The organism is Sphingobacterium sp. BN32, assembly GCF_030503615.1.
GTDB lineage: Bacteria > Bacteroidota > Bacteroidia > Sphingobacteriales > Sphingobacteriaceae > Sphingobacterium.
Window position 1 is genome coordinate 1,233,814 of record NZ_CP129963.1, and the last position, 17,000, is coordinate 1,250,813.

Consider the following 17,000-nt stretch of genomic DNA (forward strand, 5'->3'; position numbering starts at 1 on the left):
ATGCAGTTGAAAAAAATACTAAGCCTAGGTCTCATCTCGATTCCGTTTCTAATAAATGCCCAAACGCTAAAATGTCCTCCTGTAGATCGTTACGGAAATGCTAATCAGAAGTTTGATCTAACAGTTGGCGCTGGTCCTACGTTTCTTTATGGTGATATCAACCATAAAACAAATACCGGTTATGCGGGCGTGTTGAAGTTTGATTATAAACTTTACAAAGGCCTATATATCGGCCTTGAAGGACAGTTAGGACGATTAACGGCCAGAGGCAATGACAATGTATTAGAGCCGGATTGGGATCCGCGTTTTGTAGAAAATCAGTTCTATGTAACTGGATTGTTTAATGCGACAGTTTACCCGTACCGCTTTTTTGTCAATGAGCGCGATTTGTTCAGAGCAACGGGAATTGAGAAATATGTGTTGAACGGCTTCTATGTCGGAATAGGAGCGGGCGCAATCTTCAATAATTACGCTAAAATAGAACGTGGTACATCCTTTAGATTTAGAGCATCTGATGGAACTGAAATTGTTCAGGAAATTCATGAGGGTATCGTGAATGGTCCTTACGAGTTAGTTGAGCGCTATGATGAAGCTGGTAATTTAGTTGCTGAAAAGCAATTCAAAAATAAAACAAGAGACTTCTTGTTCCCGGTTGTTAGTGCAGGTTTAGCGGTGCCATTAAATAAGTATAGCAGTTATTACAGAGCGGGATATTACAGCCTCGTTGTGAATACACAATTCACGTTCTCACGAGGCGAAGATGTCGACGGATATGATCCTGTGGCAGCTGACGGAACTACCGCGAGCAAATATAACGACATGTATAACTTTACCTCTTTAGGCGTTCGTTATACGTTTTAATATTCGGTTACCTCGGCTTTTCAGCGCCGGGGTAGCATCTTTTTCTAAAGCCAATTCTATGCGCAAGCGCAGCTCATTGGCTATCCAATCATGTTTCTTGTTGAGATCAGCTAAGATATCCATTACATTGACTTGAACGGCGACAGGACAGTCACTATCATCCAGTATGTTGAAGGACTTTTCTAAGATACACTCTTCCTGATCCTCATTAATCGTGATCTTATCGTTTTGCTTAGACAGCATCCACATCACTAGCTTGCTGTAGCTTCTTAAAACACTCCAATTGCTCGTATTGCAATAGATGCGGATAATTTCCGAAGCGTAATCTGCGAAGAATGCTGTTTTCTTTAAAAAGAAATGCTCCACATACCAGGCAGATCGGAAAGCCAGACGATAATCTGCTGTTTGTTCGCTCCATTCGATCAATTGCGGAACGGAGAATGATTCGATGGTCTGCTCAGTAATGCCAGCAGCACTATTGTTCAATAGTGCTGCTAACATTTCCTCTTTGTTTATTTTCATATTATCTTCTTACCGGGCGATCTCTATTAATCTCCGTCATATCGACTTCGTTAATCTTTGACTCGCCTAATAGGTGTTCGCTAAAATAATCGGCCATACGCCAGAAGAAGTATTCTGTCATCTCTCCAAAAGCATGGCGTTGTCCTGGAAGTAACACAAAATCAAAGCGTTTGTTTGCTTTAATTAACGCGTCAACCATACGGATTGAATTCGCCGGGTGCACGTTATTGTCAATATCTCCAGTGACGATTAATAGCTTACCTTTTAGATTCTTCGCTAAATCCGAATTACGTTCAATCTGATAGTTAAATGTTGTATCTCCCTTGGTAGATACAGTTTCTTTCACCCCATGGTGTCGCTCGCTCCACCAACGGTTGTAAATATTGTTTTCGTGGTTACCCGCACCCGAAACAGCAACCTTAAAGAAATCTGGATAGACTAACATTGCCGCTGTCGACATAAATCCACCTCCGGAGTGACCTGTAATCCCCACACGGTCGATATCGATAAAGCTGTATTTGTTTGCCAGTTGCTCCGCAACTACCTTTTTATCTTCCAAACCATAATCTCTCAAGTTGCCATAACCATAAGTATGATACCATTTCGAACGTGAAGGATGTCCACCACGGTTACCAACAGACACAACGATGAAGCCCATTTGTGCCAGTCGGTCGATACGATCCATGCTTCTTCCGAAGCTCTTGTTCACAGCCTCAGTTTGCGGTCCTGGGTAAACATATTCAATAATAGGGTAGGTCTTAGTCGAATCAAAGTCAAAAGGCTTGTACATCACGCCGTATAGGTCCGTAACGCCATCTCCAGCTTTTACTTTGAACGGTTCAGGGAATTTATAGCCGGCAGCGAATAACTGTGACAGATCCGACTCCTCTAATTTCATGATCAACTGCCCATTGGAATTGTATAAATTGCTAAGCGGCGCCGTATTCACACGTGAGAAGTTGTCTACGAAGTAGTTTCCACTTTCGCTGGCAGCAACCTGGTGGTCAAAATCGCCAGGTGTCAGCAAGCTAATTCTTCCGCCGTTCTTATTTACGGAGTAGAAATACGTGTAATATGGATCGGAATCTTTCTCCTTACCGTTTGCTTTAAATAGCAAATTGCCGGTTCCCTCTTGATAAGCCGTAAGCTCATCACAGTGGAAATCCCCTTTAGTAATCTGATGGATTAGTTTTCCAGAGATGTCATATAAGTAGAAATGACCCCAACCATCACGTTGTGACCAATGGATAAATTGCTTGCCATTGTTAACAATATAAGGCTTCTTGACGTCCAGGTAAACATTAGAGCGCTCTTCCACTAAAGTTCTCACCTTACCATTAACATCCACAGCGACGATATCAATGCGTTTTAAATCTCTGCTTGAACGCGCAATATAGAACTCATTATCATCACCATGCCAGTAGTTGATAAAATATTTTCCTTTAAAGCTTTCCTTGCTGCGATCCTTATTCCACAGGCTAATCGTCTGGTTTTTGAATGCTTGCACATCTACACGCTTAGGCTTCAGGTCGGCAGCGTCGAAGATAAACAAATCAGTCTCGGTAGAGTCTAATTCGCCAGGCATAAGATACTTGTAAGTCTCTAAAGTCGGGCGCTTTCCACCTACATTATTGATTACCCATAAAGCGCTTAAGTTTCTGTTATCCTTACGTGTTATGGCGAAGTGCTTTCCGTTTGGCGACCAGTTTAACCAAACCGCATTACGCTTTTTCTTTTCTTCGTCTTCCGACTTTTTATCACCAGTAGTTACGCTGTACGGCTCACCGCCCCAACTATAATACTGCACACCATCTGTTGTGATCTGGTGTTCCACAATAGTCGAGTCTTTCTCATCTTTGATTGCCTTTTGGTAGTTCGCGTAATCCATCCAATACAGATTGTAATCCTTGCTAAAGAATACTTTCGTCGTGTCTGGATTGAAGCTTCCCCATGATAGACGATCCTTTTTCTCCGTCGTATCGCTAATTTCCTTCAGATTATTGTTAGAAAGGTTGTACTCAAAAAAGAAAACCTTCTTCTTTATTGTATCGCTTTTATTGGTCAGCTTTTTAATCTCTTCTTTCGATTTTACCGTGTCTTTAGAACTCTGCACTTCAAAGCGGACAATATTGTCGCTGTTATCTTTAAAACGTAGATTTTGAATCGCTAGATGTTGCGCATCGAATGGATTTCTGACAATGGAAGTGATTCTAGCCGCCATCTCTGAGCGGTCGAACATCTCTTTTTTAGAGCGAGCCTTCGGGTCAACAATATACCAGTTCTTTCCCTGCGGGCTACTGTACTCATACCAGAATTTGTCGGAGAAGTTAATCCAGTTCGGGGAAACTTCTGTAGAGAAAATCATTGTTCTTAAGCGTGCCGGTGAAAACTTGGCTGCTTGTTGGTAATTTGGTTTCGCGAGGGTGCTCTTTTCCTGGGCGAAAAGTATCCCTGTGCAAATAAATAATAGGCTTAAATAAACTTTTTTCATTTAATAATTATAGAAATTGAAGAAACAGCGAAAATATCTCTTTTTCCAGTCAAAAATGCATTCTATCTGTATCATTTTCGATAGGCAGATTAGGAATAGAACTTTTCGTTAAAATTCACCAGAAATAGCTCTTGTGTTGCCCGAGTGATTGCCGTGTACAACCAGCGTAAAAACTCGGTATTCAGCATCTCATCGATCATATAACCTTGGTCTACAAATACCAAGGGCCATTGTCCACCCTGCGCTTTATGGCAGGTAATAGCATACGCAAATTTGATTTGCAGGGCATTATAATACGGATCCTTCTTGATGGCTTCCAATCGGTCTTTTTTGTATGGAATGTCCGCATAGTCTGCCGCAATTCGTTCGTATAACTCTTTCTGCTGCTCGTAAGGCAGGTTTGGCGAGTCCACATACAGACTGTCTAATAAAACTCGGCAACGGATCGCGTCGCCCTCGTTATTATCCATAAACTCTAGATAAAGATCGGCGAAGCGGAAACCATGCATATCATGCACATTGCTGACCTTTTTGATGACAGCCATATCGCCATTGGCGATAAATCCTGTATTCGTTTCATCGTTATCCTGAAGCCAATAATAGTTGTTCCGTACCACCATGATCAGGTCGCCGCCTGTAATCTCTTCCTCACGAAAGAGAATCTGATTTCGGATATGACGATTGTACAGGTTGGCCGACTTGTTCGAGCGACAGATGACCATACAGTTTTCCAATCCAAACTTGTCGTAAGCATAATGTAGCCCTTCGATCAGCCGGTCTCCATTCATCCGGAAGATATCGCGGTAGCTGCTAGTTACAAACTGTGGGTAGCTGTACTCTGGCGCTTCCTCTTCCAAACGTATCTCATTCCTGATCTTGGTGGCATTAAAAAGAATTCCAGAATTTTTATCCTGTCGAACAACATCAGTGAGCTCGTAGTGCATTACCTGCAAGCCGAAAACATCCGAAAGATAAGCAGGAATCAATGCGGGACTCTCTTCCAGACCCACAGGAGGAAGCTGGGCAATATCGCCCACAAACATGATGGAGCAATTTTCGCCAGACTGTACATATTGCAATAAATCTGCCAATAAGCCGTTGGAAAACATAGAGATGCCCTCGTTTGATATCATCGATGCTTCATCTACAATAAACAGCGTGTTCTCGTGTATATTGTCGCCTAGTTCGAAATCCATCTGAATGCTTGCGGCTGATTTCTTTCTGTAAATTTTCTTGTGAATCGTTAAGGCTTTCCTACCCGAATAGGCAGACATCACTTTAGCGGCGCGCCCCGTCGGAGCCAACAAAACCGATCGTTTCTGCAGCCTTGGCAAGGCATTCACCAATGCGCCGATAATCGAAGTCTTTCCCGTACCGGCATATCCCTTCAAAACGAAGCAACTATCTTCAGCGAAGGTATGTAAGAATTCCTCCAACAGCTGGAATACTTCCAGCTGCTGTTGAGTAGGTTGATGCGAGAACTGTTGACGTAGGATATTTTGAATGTGCACATTCCAAAGTTATCTAAAAGGTTGGTCAATCCAATTTTAAAAACTATTTTTGTGTTCCTAGCAAAGGCGAAATAATGAATTATACTGCAGCAGATTTTCATCTACACTTTATCGCAAAATACACCCTAATAGTCAAAGCAAACTTCGTGTATGATATTCTATATGTAATTGACCAAGAAGGGCAATTGCTCGTTTACATGAAGTATGATAGCAACAAGCCTTCTGAAGAAGCACTGAAGCTATTGAGCTTGCCTTTTCAGCAAGTGTATGTGAGTTTACCACAAAGCAACCTAACCTTTATCCCGGCGGATCTTTACCAAGAGGACGACCAGGAGCTTTATCAGGACTTTATGGAAAACCCGAATCAAGCAATTGAAGTCGCAGATTTGGACTACCTGCAGATCAAAGCCGTGTTCCAGTATGATGTGCTTTTAGCACAGCGTTGGAAATCCTTATTTTCTGAAGCACACCTAATTCCTGAGTTCAAACTGAACCTGATGCAGGTAAGGCCCCATGTTCCCTTAAAAGGAGAGGTATTAGGCGTTGTGTTCAATGATACAAGCACAGACTTGTTTTTATTCATAAACGGACAGTTCCAGTTCTTCAATAACTTTGAAGTAATTACAGAAGACGACTTAAGCTATTTCATCTTAAACCTATTTCAGACCTTCGGCATTCAAGACAAGGTAACCAAAGCGATTGTCAGTGCGGTAGACCTGGAACCTTCTTTCCAACATAAGTTGCAGCAATTAGCAGACGAGGTATTGATTATTAAATCCAATACCAGCGTAAAAACTAACGATGAAGTACCGTCGGAAGTTACTAGCAGTTATCTATTAGATTTACCCTTATGCGTATAATAGGAGGGAAAGCTGCGGGCTTAAGGATTAATCCGCCAACAAGCTTGCCAGTACGACCTACGACAGATATTGCCAAAGAGGCACTATTCAATATTCTCAATAATCGTATCGACTTTGACGAGATCGAATGCTTAGACCTATTTGCCGGCACGGGAAATATTTCTTTTGAATTAGCATCCAGAGGCGCCACGTCGGTAGATTCCATCGATCAGCATGCGAAATGCATTCTCTACATTGCTGAGACTGCCAAAAAGCTTAATCTTACGCAGATCAAAACACGTCGTGCCGATGTATTCAAATACATCAAATCGGCTAAGAAATCTTATGATTTTATATTTGCCGATCCCCCTTATGATATCGGGCAACTCCCTCAATTGGCACAGATGATCTTAGAAAATGATCTATTGAAACCCGGTGGGCTATTGGTTGTGGAGCACCCAAGTGCTAGAAAATTAGTAGAAAGTCCGTATTTTGTAGAAACAAGAGTCTACGGAAACTCTTCTTTTAGCTTTTATACCAAGTAATATGAAAATTGCAGTCTTTCCAGGGTCTTTTGATCCCTATACATTAGCACATCATGATCTAGTCGAACGCGCTTTGCCGATGTTCGATAAAATATATGTCGCCATTGGAGTTAATAGTTCTAAAGTGGGGCTAATGGATGTCGACACAAAAATGGACGCTATAAAAGAGCTTTATGCTTCCAATCCAAAGATCGAAGTGACAACTTACAAAGGCCTTACGGTAGATTATTGCAAGGAAGTTAATGCGCAGGTTATTTTACGTGGTCTTCGCAATACGACAGACCTTGACTATGAAAACATCATCGCGCAAAACAACCTATTGCTTAACCCGAGTGTGGAAAGTTATTTCTTGGTGAGTAGGAGCGGGTTAGCGCATATTTCCTCAACCATTGTGAGAGATATATGGCGAAATAACGGGGACATAAAGCCCTTAGTTCCCGCTCAAATTCTAATACATATTGAAAAGTTAGACCGTAAATAGTCTAACTTTTTTACCTTTTATCTTCGTGTTGTTTCCAGCCTTGGCAATCGCCGATGCTTTATCGCTTGCCACAGCCACATAAGACTCAAATTCCTTCAGATTAATAATTCCCACGTCTTCTTTCTCCATTTTAGCCAATGAGTGCAAGAACCCAACAATATCTACCTTATTAATCTTATCTTTTTTACCCGCCGAGATACGTAGGGTCTTGAATGCCGGAGCATCAGGAAGTGGATAGAACTCGTCTAGTTGCAGGACCTGCGCATCTTCAAAATATTCCGGAAAGCGATCTTCAGGCGTAAAGATTCCATAAACTGATCCAGAACTCTGATTCCTGCCCGTACGTCCATTTCTATGGATAAATTCCTCCTCCTTGTATGGAAACTGGTAATGAATAACATGCTTCATTTCCGGAATATCCAAACCTCGCGAACCTAAATCCGTCGTAACGAGGATATGCTCACTGCCGTTCTTAATTTTGATGATCGCCAATTCGCGGTCGTATTGATCCAATCCGCCATGGTAATTGATACATTCAACGCCTTTACCGATCAGTAAGCGCTGAATGTGGTCTACCGCCTCGCGATGGTTGCAGAAAATCAAAATCTTCTCCGTACCGATCTTGCAAATCAGCTTGAAGAGGGATTCCAGCTTCATCTTGCTGCTAGCTTCAACTTGGTAATAACTCAAATTAGGCGTCAATACGCTGTCCGCAAGAAAGTTTAAGGATACGGGATTGTTCAGCTTCAAGAAAGGCGGGTACTCCTTAATTGCCGTAGCGGAAGTCATAATCTGATTTTTGATATTCGGGCAAGCCTTCAAGATAAGATCCAACTGATCATGGAAACCCAGTTCCAAAGATTTATCAAACTCATCTAAAACTAAGATTTTAACATCTTTCAACAGATCCGGATTGCGGTCGATATGATAAATGATACGACCCGGCGTACCAACGATCAAATTGGGAACTATTTCCAGTTTTTTGCGTTCAGCACGTGTATCGCTGCCACCATAAACACAAACTAAGGTAATATCCTTCGTTAATGCTTTAATTACTTGTTCGATTTGCAAAGCCAGCTCACGCGTAGGAACAATGACTAGGGCCGAGGTGCCTTTCTGTTTTGCTTTTTCCATTAGCTTCAACATTAATAATGCGAAGGCTAAGGTTTTCCCACTTCCCGTAGGTGACAAAAGCATGAAGTCTCTATGGTAGTCAAAAGCCGCCAGAGATTCCTCCTGCATGGCATTTAACTTCTCGATGCCTAAGTTTTTTAAATATTGTTCTAATGCTAGCATACCGCAAAAGTATCAAAATTTGTTTAGAATAGTATTTAGTAGTTAGTAGTTAGTAGTTAGTAGTTAGACCTATGGTGGGAAATTAGAGATTAGATATCAGACATTAGATTTTAGAGTCTGGTGTCTTTGAACCAGGAAAGGAAGGATTTAGGGATTAGCAGGATCGGGCGTGTTGTGTTGAACCGGGAAAGGAGGAAGTGCATGCTTGCCATAGGTCTTAATACTAACTACTAACTACTAACTACTAAATACTTACTACCACTCAAACCCATTGTAAACCCAATACAAACCCCTTTCATAACCCAATCAAACCCGCTAGGAAAGGGCTATGAAAGGGGAGTGAATTGCTTATCATATGGGAGTAATTCGAAGAAGGTAGTAGCGTGTCTTTTAAAAAATGAGAAAATTTATAGGTTCAATAACTTTGGCACACAAATTGTTTATTACTTAGTATTCATAATTTAGGTTAATAATTGGTTAGTTAAAGCTTGTAATCTCCCCGATTACAAGCTTTTCTTTTTTATCTTAATTTGCGTTATGGATAGTTCCGCCGCTAGATTTTTCGAAGTTTGTTGTTTTTGGGTGTCCTGCATAGTTGACTGTTCCTCCTGAAGAAGCTTCTGCTTTCAAGGTTTCGCTAACATGTATGCTGATTTTCGCTCCGGTGCTTGCATCTGCGGATACAGTTTTTGCATCTACCTTTGCTGCATTCACGTTTGCATTCGTGCTTGCATCGATGGATGCGATTCCAGTTAGGCCTGTTAATACGACCGATGCTGCTGAGGATGCTTCAATATCCAGTTCGTTTACTTTGATCGAGCCGATAGCTAGTTTTGAAGCCGAGCTTGCATCGATGGATAGTTTACCGGTAGAAATATGCTTTGTTTTTAGGACTCCTGCTGAGGAGAGTGCTATATCTAACGTACGAACTTCTAATGGAACGTTAATCTCTAAACTACCTGCTGAGGAAATTTCAATATGATGTAAATTCGGATTGATGTAAACCGTCGCTTTTAGATTTCTAGAATTTTGAATGTTACTATTTCGCTTTGCGCGAATAATTAATATGCCATCCTCTATTTTGGTCTCGACTCTGTTTATTTGATAGTGATTTTCAGCCTCTAACACGACTTCATTCTTGTCGGATTTGACGATTTTTGCTTGAATGCCTGTTGAGACAGCAATTCCGGACGGATTGATTCCAAGTTTTCTGACTTCGGATTGTTGAGCGTGGACAAGAGTAGTAAGCAGGATCAATGCCAAGGTTAATAATTTTCTCATAATCACTTATACTTTATTAATATTATTGCAATTTAAGAATTGGTTATTGCAATTTCTTGTAGATTTTTGTCTAAATTATTTAAAGTATCACTTTACCGAATCAACAGGGATTTCTCGCCTGAAGGTTTGTTAAGACAGATAAAAAAGCATAATTTCAACCGATTATTAATCGCACCACTAAAGACCGATGAAATTAATAGAGCATTTTAGAAAGTATTATCAAATTGATGATGAGCTAGAGCAAAAGTTAGACATGATTATTGAAACCAAGGAGTTCAATAAAGGAGATGTTATTTTCGAGCCTGGCACCTATCTGAAACATATTTATTTTATCGAGGCGGGATTCACTCGAATCTTTTATTATAAAAATAAGAAAGACATTACCCACTTGTTTTTTGGTTCCAATTCGTTCAGTACGGGTATCGAAAGTGTTTTTTATCGGAAACCTGCTTTCTTCGGTTTTCAGGCGCTAGCGCCTTCCACCATAAGTTCTATGCCATTTGCTGTTATTGAAGAACTTGCGGAAACGAATATAACGATGAATAAAATAATTCAGAAAGTCCTGTTGGACAATCTGATTCATTTTTCGAACCGTTTCTACAATACGCAATTTGAAACGGCCCACGAACGTTACAATTCGCTTATCCATGAGAACCCGGAGCTATTTCAAAATGCCACACTGGGTCATATTGCCTCTTATCTCGGGATTTCACAACAAACCCTATCAGTAATACGCGGACAGAAATAGATTTCATTTTTTAAGATATCTGAAAAATCTTTCAACAAACTTGTTAGACCTTTGTGTTGTTAATCAAAAAACACAATGAAAGAAATGGAGTTAACAATGAAAGGTATTTTTCTCGGTTGTGCTATCACACTCTCGGCTGCGTATTCTGCGACTGCGCAAGAGGGCTTGGTATCATTCAAGGAGCCGGTAGAGAAAGCCATCAACTACAACAAATCCATTAAAAATGCGAAGTTAGAAAACGAAAAGGTAGCCCTGGATCGAGAGATGGTGAAAGGGAAGCTGCTGCCTACGGTTTCTGCGAATGCTATGTATGGATATGTGAATAGCTTGATCGACCTCGATCTACCGACACAGACCTTGCCAATCACGGGAATTAATTTGTTTGAGGGCAGTCAGAAAGCAAGAGTATCCACACAACTGGGGCTTGCTGGCGTGACTGCTACTCAAGTAATTTTCTCGGGTTTGCAAATTACTAATGGACAGAAGGCATTAGAGCAGAAGTATAAAGCTCAGCAATACCTCAGCGAGGCGAGCTACGATGTGGTCGCTCAAGATGTTGTCATGAGCTTTGACCAACTAATGCTGTTAAAGGAAGTCGATCTGTTGATTGCGGATTCGGAAAAACGCTTGAACAAGGAACACCTGAAGGTGATTCAAGCGATTGACAACGGATTAGCAATTCCTTATGATCGCGACAAATTGAAATTGGCGATCCTTGAGTTGGAGAGCAAAAAAGCGGAAGTAGAGAGCAATCGAGAACTGTTGTATTTCAAATTAGAAGAATTGACAGGCATGCCGGTCGACGAGTTGAAGGCTATACAGTTCGAATTGTCGGAGATTCTTTTGGATAAAGAAACTGCTACGGAGATGAACCGAAAAGAGTTACTGGCATTGGAGGCATCGCAAAAGGCGTATGAATACGTTTTGAAGAAAGAGAAAGGGGCGAAGTTACCGCAGGTGTTTGCTTTTGGAAATGTGTCATATTTTAATGCTTTCGGTACGAACATGAATGTTAAAGATTTGCCTGTAGTAGGCGATTTAAAGTTATCGAGCAATCATCTGCGCATGGCGCCAAGCTATGCAGTTGGGGTCGGTGCGAAGTGGACGATTTTTGAGGGAAAGACGCATCAGTCTTCGATAGACAAAGCGAAGCTTGATATGCAGATCAATGAGAACAAGCTTGCTGATACGAAGGAAAAGCTGTCATTGTTGCAAAGAAAAACGCTTGTTGATTACGATTTGTCGATGAAGAAAATTCAGGTCAACCAACAACAAGTGGATATTGCGAAAAACAACCTACATTTAGCGTCTAGACAATTTGAAGAGGGCTTGACCGATGTGACTGAGCGTCTGGAAGCAGAAAATGAGTACTACAAACAAACGTTAAACTATTACAATCAAATCTTAAACCAACGTACTGCTGCTTTAGAGCTGCTTAAGGCAAATGGCAATCTGTACGAAACAATAACTCGATAAATCATGAAAAAACTAACATATATCATCGCTTCGCTTGTTTTTTTGCAAAGCTGCTCGAATAAAGAAGGGGGCAAACAAGTAAAGTTAGAGGGAAAGATAGAACGTGATCAATTAGCTGTAACGACAAAAATACCGGGTAAGATTCAACGAATTTTGGTTGAGGAGGGACAGCAAGTCCAAAAAGGAGATACCCTAGTGATCCTGGAGTTTCCGGAAGTAGACGCTAAGTCGATACAAGCACAAGGTGCGCTTGATGCGGCGCAGGCTCAATATGAGATGGCGCTAAAAGGAGCGACCGACGGGCAGATGAAGCAGTTGAACGCGAAAGTTGCTGGTTTGAAAGAGCAATTTGACTTTGCGCAGAAATCGCTGGACCGCATGAACAACCTGTTGAAGGATTCATTGGTGGCACAACAGAAATATGACGAGGTGTATGCAAAATACCAGGGTGCGAAGAACCAATATTTAGCTGCACAAGCTGAAGTTGCCGACGTACAGCATGGCGCTCGCGTAGAGCAACAAAGAATGGCATTGGGACAGAAAGAACGTGCGATGGGCGCTGTAAGCGAGGTCAATGTAGCAGCAAAAGAACGTTATATTCTGGCTCCTCAAGACATGACGATCGAGAACATCAACCTGCGCGTTGGCGAGTTGGCATTGGCTGGATATAGTTTGGTTTCGGGCTATGTTGTAGACGGTACTTATTTCCGTGTCACTGTGCCGGAAAGCAAAGTTAAAGACTTTCAAAAAGGAGCAGAGAAGACTTTAGTATTCCCTTATTTGAATGATAAGGAGATAAAAGCTCGCGTAGAAACGATCAAATCGTTGAGCTCTTATGCAAATATCAGCACCGCCTATCCTGATTTCGAAGAACAGGAGACGCTTTTCGAGATCCGCTTAAAGCCAGTTGATTTACAAGGTAGCCGAGAATTATTGACGAAAGCGAGTTTTGTTGTTAAACAAGACTAGGGAGGAGGGGTAATGAAGAACTTTTTAAGTTTATTGAAACGCGAGTTTAGGCTCTTCTTTCAAAATAAAGTACTGATGGTGTTGTTTTTAGGAGCACCAATTATGTATGGCGTTTTGATCGGCGGGGTTTATAAAAAGGGTAAAGTGACGAACCTACCAATTATTGTGGTCGATGAGGACAGAAGTCCTTTGAGCAAGCAGTTGATTGATATGTTCAATGAGAGCGAGGTGATCTATGTCGCTGATGTATTAAACGATGCATTTAAGGCAAAGGAGCGTGCGCTTGAAACGGAATCAACGGTTGTTGTGCAGATTCCGAGGAATTTTTCATCGAACATCAATTACAATAGAAATACTGAATTGACAATGTTCGTGAATGCTTCGAACACCTTGACTTCGAACTATGCGATGATGGCAGCGAATGTCGCTGCAGGAACGATGAAGGCGGGGATACAGATTAAGGCGCAACAGAAGAAAGGTGTGCCTGAGTTTGTCGCAACGCAACAATATGAACCCTTCAAAACGACCATCATCAAACAGAATATCCGCAGTGGAAATTATCTGTACTTTATGCTGCCGGGGGTGTTATTCACGGTTTTGCAACAGGTTATGATGCTGGGTTTAGCATTAAGCTTTGCTTCGGAATTTGAGAAAGGCACGTTTGGAGAGCTGGTTGGTCGTTGTAAAAATGTATTCGGGTTGATCCTAGTGAAAATTTTGCCTTACATATTGATGTCGATCTTCATCTTCTTATTGTACTATGGCTTCTCGGTTTATTACCGCATGCCTTTGCATTTAGAAGGTTTTGCGTTCTATGGCTACACTTTGCTATTCCTGCTGGCGGTTGCTTTTATCGGTATTTTGGTCAGCATCGCTATACCAAGCCAATTGAAGGCTACGGAGATTCTGATGGTTATTGCGACGCCTAGCTTTATCCTGAGCGGTTTTACTTGGCCATTAAGTCAAATGCCGGATTGGATTGTTGCCATTGCCAAGGGAATTCCATTGACGCATTATCTGCAGATTTTCAGAACCATGGTCATTGAACAGGGAACTGCTGCAAACGTAAGCAGCTCGGTATGGGGATTAGCAATTATTGCGGGAGTTACCTTATTGCTATCCGTAATTTTATTGCAGTTGAAAATTAAAAAAGTGACGACAAAAGTTTCAGAAGATATTTAAAAATCCGAATTACTGCGCACAGGGAATAACTATAGCCATAATCCTTGTAATGGTGATTAGTTTACTTACATTTCTTTCATTTATGTTCCCTGTGTTCAGTAATTCGGATTGTTTTTTACGCTTAGCTAGCCGATAGCCTATCTTCTGTTTGAGGCATCAATGCGATAGATCAGGCTTGGATCTTCGTTTTGGAAATCACTAAAATAGTCTACCAATTTGAAGTTACATTTTTCAAGTACATGGATCGACGCTGTATTGCTAGGACGAACCAAGGCGTAAATATCCTTTTTCTTAAGCTGATCAAAACCATAGGCTATAGATGTCTTCGCCAACTCAGTGGCATATCCTTTTCCCCAGAACTTTGGCCCTAAGCGATATCCTAAATTGGTTTGTTGCTTGTCTTGGTATAATTTATTGGATAAACCACCAAAACCTATTATCTCTGGCCTGTTGAGCTCTCTAACCATCCAAATGCCATAATTACTGATGTTCCAGTGAAGTAGAATATTATGAAAGACTTCATGTGCGGTCGCAATTGTCATAGGCCCATGCGGATTATGCAGATTGGTTTGTGGATCAGCGTTGATGGCAAAGTATTCTTGAAAATCATCTTTGCAGGGCCGATGGTAGGATAACCTCTTCGATTTCATGGACTCAATTTGTTTCTACGGTTGATTGCAGCATAATCTCTTTCTGTATGTCCAATATACGCTTCTTTAGCTGAAAGTAATTGTCATTTAACAAGTAGTAGTATTGATCCAAACCTAAGCCTAGAAGCTCTAAATTCTCGTTGATGTAGGCGGCTCCGTCGAAATAGTCGAAGGTATTGCTTATAAAGCGATTTAATTTACCCTCGACCTCTGTATCCAATGTGTTGCTATTGGCTTTGTGTATCGCTATTAGGTTCTTCAACTCTTCCTTGAAAGCGAGTTCTGCTTTCTTCACTTCCACGGTATGGTAAGCAATTTCAGAATGCGAATGGTTTTGATAAAAGAAGTTGGTCTTTTGTACCAAATCGAAGTAAAGGTCCATTTGTCCGCTATAGGTTTGCTCGGCGGACATAAAATTTCCATAAGCATCTTTAAGTTTTGATGCCAAAGGCTGTTCTTGAACGCAATAGTAAAAGTAGTCGAAGACATCACGATTATAACCTTCTATAATTGCTTTAAGCTCAGCAGACTCTCCCTGCAGTTTCTCTATAACTTCGCTGGTTTCCGTACGCTTGTACTTGATGCCATCGTAATCGAACGTTTCGATATCGATGGTTTTGTTCTCTATTTGGCGCAACGTTTCGATGTCAGTCAGGTAAGAATTTAGAAGAAATGTGTCGTTTACTCGCGCAGGACCAAACAAGGTTTCAATGTTCTGCTGTTCGCCATTTTCCATTGATAACTCATCTGCCTTGAAAAATGGATTGTTGAATGTATAGTAGTCATTGAAAATAGCATCGAAAGACTCGCTGTCAAACCATGCTTTAAATTCCTTTGCAAACTCTTCACTAGCCATCCGGCTGGGTTCTTCTGTATAATTTCCCTGTGAAAAGATCATTCTGGTAAACCATTCTGAAGAGCGCGATTGGTTCTGTAGGATCTGGAGCGCAGGTTCATCGATTGTGTTGCTGAGCTTGATATTGAGCTTGTCAACAGCGGCTATACGATCTGTTTCTGCAGGATGTGATGCCCATTGGTTTGTAATGACGAGCTTGGATTTATCAAATTTGTTGAACTCGGCCATGCTGATTTGCGGAATTCCATTGACTTCCGGATAAGCGAACTTGTTACTTAGGTAATGCGTCGCTGCCCGTTGATCGGCATAGATATCCGCGCTGATGCGGTTTTTTTGCATTTGGGCGCCATAAAAATTGAATACATTGTTAAGACAATAATTAGAGAAATTGGATCGCAGGAGGGATGTTTCTACGGCCTTGGAGCCTGCGACTTGAGCAGAGATCGCATCGGCATGGAATTCCATTTCTCTCGATAATGCCATGTAATTTTTATTGATCACCTCGTATTGTTTTTGAAGAATCTTCTGCATAACGCCAATGATTGTTTTTGGAAGCCACTGAAAGGCTGCCGCGTAATAGCTGGTGTTATACCATTTTTCACTGAGCCTGTTGAGCGACTCATTGTTATAAAGCATGTTGTAGATTGCATGATTGGCATGATACACGTAACTGCCGACGCGCATGCTCCGTTGTGAAAAATGGCCAAATTCATGTGCTAAAACCCCTTTCAGTTCTTGATATGTTACAGAATTGATTAGACCCATGCCGACAATTAGGTTTTTACGAACAGGGAAGAACATGCTCCAGAAACTCGAGTTGTAAAAAACAGAAGCATTGACTTCGCTAGACAGGTAAACTTTTTTGGGTGATTGTGTTTCAACTTGTTCTACGATTTCCTCAATCAGTGCGAAGAGCTTAGGCTCGGTATCTTGATCGACTTCAAGCAGATGGCTGGTATTCATCCCTTCGAACGAAAAGATAAACTTAATCAAGAACACAAAGACGAACAGCGAAGAGACAATTAAGCTAATCGCTAAGAACAAGAGTATGAAGTGGGGGAATTTTAAAATTAGCACATAGGCGACATAGATTATGGCGGCGCAGAGCCCTATAGTAAATAGTACGAGCAGTAAATAGATGAGTCCAAAACCGACGATGGAATACAAGGTTTTATTTGCTTGATGCTTGAACTCTGGGGAGATTTCAACTTTCATTGGTTAAATTTATTTCGATTCTAAAATAAAAAATTATATCAATAGTACTTTGTATATTCCCTATTTTTAAGGTTAAT

The 17,000-nt window shown here is 41.2% G+C and carries 15 protein-coding genes; 8 read left to right on the forward strand and 7 right to left on the reverse strand.

From position 1 onward, the window contains the following. Positions 1 to 861 carry a hypothetical protein gene (locus QYC40_RS05105; RefSeq protein ID WP_301992774.1) on the forward strand — a complete coding sequence of 287 codons (861 nt, stop codon included), beginning with the start codon at positions 1 to 3 and terminating at the stop codon, positions 859 to 861. Here the strand turns inward: QYC40_RS05105 and QYC40_RS05110 are convergent. From QYC40_RS05110 to QYC40_RS05120, 3 genes are all read right to left on the reverse strand, one after another. Then, entirely contained in the window at positions 838 to 1,383 is a 546-nt protein-coding gene (locus tag QYC40_RS05110) for a hypothetical protein (RefSeq protein ID WP_301992775.1), read from the reverse strand. The genes QYC40_RS05105 and QYC40_RS05110 overlap by 24 nt on opposite strands. A 1-nt stretch (position 1,384) precedes the next feature. Further along, positions 1,385 to 3,874 carry a DPP IV N-terminal domain-containing protein gene (locus tag QYC40_RS05115; RefSeq protein WP_301992776.1) on the reverse strand — a complete coding sequence of 830 codons (2,490 nt, stop codon included), beginning with the start codon at positions 3,872 to 3,874 and terminating at the stop codon, positions 1,385 to 1,387. An 89-nt stretch (positions 3,875 to 3,963) separates the two neighbouring features. Next, positions 3,964 to 5,385 (reverse strand): ATP-dependent RecD-like DNA helicase, encoded by a 1,422-nt coding sequence (locus QYC40_RS05120; protein WP_301992777.1) that lies wholly within the window; start codon positions 5,383 to 5,385, stop codon positions 3,964 to 3,966. 74 nt (positions 5,386 to 5,459) lie between these two features. Here QYC40_RS05120 and QYC40_RS05125 point away from each other — a divergent pair, with 74 nt between their 5' ends. The 3 genes from QYC40_RS05125 to coaD are packed head-to-tail and all read left to right on the forward strand — an operon-like array spanning position 5,460 to position 7,250. After that, on the forward strand, positions 5,460 to 6,245 hold the full coding sequence (locus tag QYC40_RS05125) for a DUF3822 family protein (RefSeq protein WP_301992778.1): 786 nt from the start codon (positions 5,460 to 5,462) through the stop codon (positions 6,243 to 6,245). Then, complete coding sequence (gene rsmD / locus QYC40_RS05130; protein ID WP_301992779.1) at positions 6,236 to 6,769, forward strand: 16S rRNA (guanine(966)-N(2))-methyltransferase RsmD; 534 nt, start codon at positions 6,236 to 6,238, stop codon at positions 6,767 to 6,769. The genes QYC40_RS05125 and rsmD overlap by 10 nt, the downstream gene beginning before the upstream one ends. A gap of 1 nt (position 6,770) precedes the next feature. Further along, the gene (gene coaD / locus QYC40_RS05135; protein WP_301992780.1) at positions 6,771 to 7,250 is read left to right on the forward strand and encodes a pantetheine-phosphate adenylyltransferase; all 480 of its coding nucleotides are present in this window, start codon (positions 6,771 to 6,773) and stop codon (positions 7,248 to 7,250) included. Here the strand turns inward: coaD and QYC40_RS05140 are convergent. Further along, the gene (locus QYC40_RS05140; protein WP_301992781.1) at positions 7,236 to 8,546 is read right to left on the reverse strand and encodes a DEAD/DEAH box helicase; all 1,311 of its coding nucleotides are present in this window, start codon (positions 8,544 to 8,546) and stop codon (positions 7,236 to 7,238) included. The two genes, coaD and QYC40_RS05140, sit on opposite strands and share 15 nt — an antisense overlap. A gap of 525 nt (positions 8,547 to 9,071) precedes the next feature. Further along, complete coding sequence (locus tag QYC40_RS05145; RefSeq protein WP_301992782.1) at positions 9,072 to 9,827, reverse strand: head GIN domain-containing protein; 756 nt, start codon at positions 9,825 to 9,827, stop codon at positions 9,072 to 9,074. A gap of 187 nt (positions 9,828 to 10,014) precedes the next feature. On the opposite strand from QYC40_RS05145, the gene QYC40_RS05150 reads away from it, so the two are divergent. The 4 genes from QYC40_RS05150 (at position 10,015) to QYC40_RS05165 (ending at position 14,202) form a co-directional block, all read left to right on the forward strand. Further along, positions 10,015 to 10,575, forward strand: coding sequence for a Crp/Fnr family transcriptional regulator (locus QYC40_RS05150; RefSeq protein ID WP_301992783.1), 561 nt, complete (start codon positions 10,015 to 10,017; stop codon positions 10,573 to 10,575). Positions 10,576 to 10,650: 75 nt separating this feature from the next. Next, positions 10,651 to 12,051, forward strand: a complete 1,401-nt coding sequence (locus QYC40_RS05155; RefSeq protein WP_301992784.1) for a TolC family protein — start codon at positions 10,651 to 10,653, stop codon at positions 12,049 to 12,051. Between the two features lie 3 nt (positions 12,052 to 12,054). Beyond that, positions 12,055 to 13,020, forward strand: a complete 966-nt coding sequence (locus QYC40_RS05160) for an HlyD family secretion protein (protein WP_301992785.1) — start codon at positions 12,055 to 12,057, stop codon at positions 13,018 to 13,020. Between the two features lie 12 nt (positions 13,021 to 13,032). Continuing rightward, positions 13,033 to 14,202, forward strand: coding sequence for an ABC transporter permease (locus QYC40_RS05165; RefSeq protein ID WP_301992786.1), 1,170 nt, complete (start codon positions 13,033 to 13,035; stop codon positions 14,200 to 14,202). Positions 14,203 to 14,339: 137 nt separating this feature from the next. Here the strand turns inward: QYC40_RS05165 and QYC40_RS05170 are convergent, their stop codons facing one another. Both QYC40_RS05170 and QYC40_RS05175 read right to left on the reverse strand, forming a co-directional pair. Continuing rightward, on the reverse strand, positions 14,340 to 14,852 hold the full coding sequence (locus QYC40_RS05170) for a GNAT family N-acetyltransferase (RefSeq protein WP_301992787.1): 513 nt from the start codon (positions 14,850 to 14,852) through the stop codon (positions 14,340 to 14,342). Positions 14,853 to 14,856: 4 nt separating this feature from the next. After that, positions 14,857 to 16,923: a M48 family metallopeptidase gene (locus QYC40_RS05175; RefSeq protein ID WP_301992788.1), complete on the reverse strand. Its 2,067-nt coding sequence runs from the start codon at positions 16,921 to 16,923 to the stop codon at positions 14,857 to 14,859. Positions 16,924 to 17,000 lie beyond the last annotated feature (77 nt).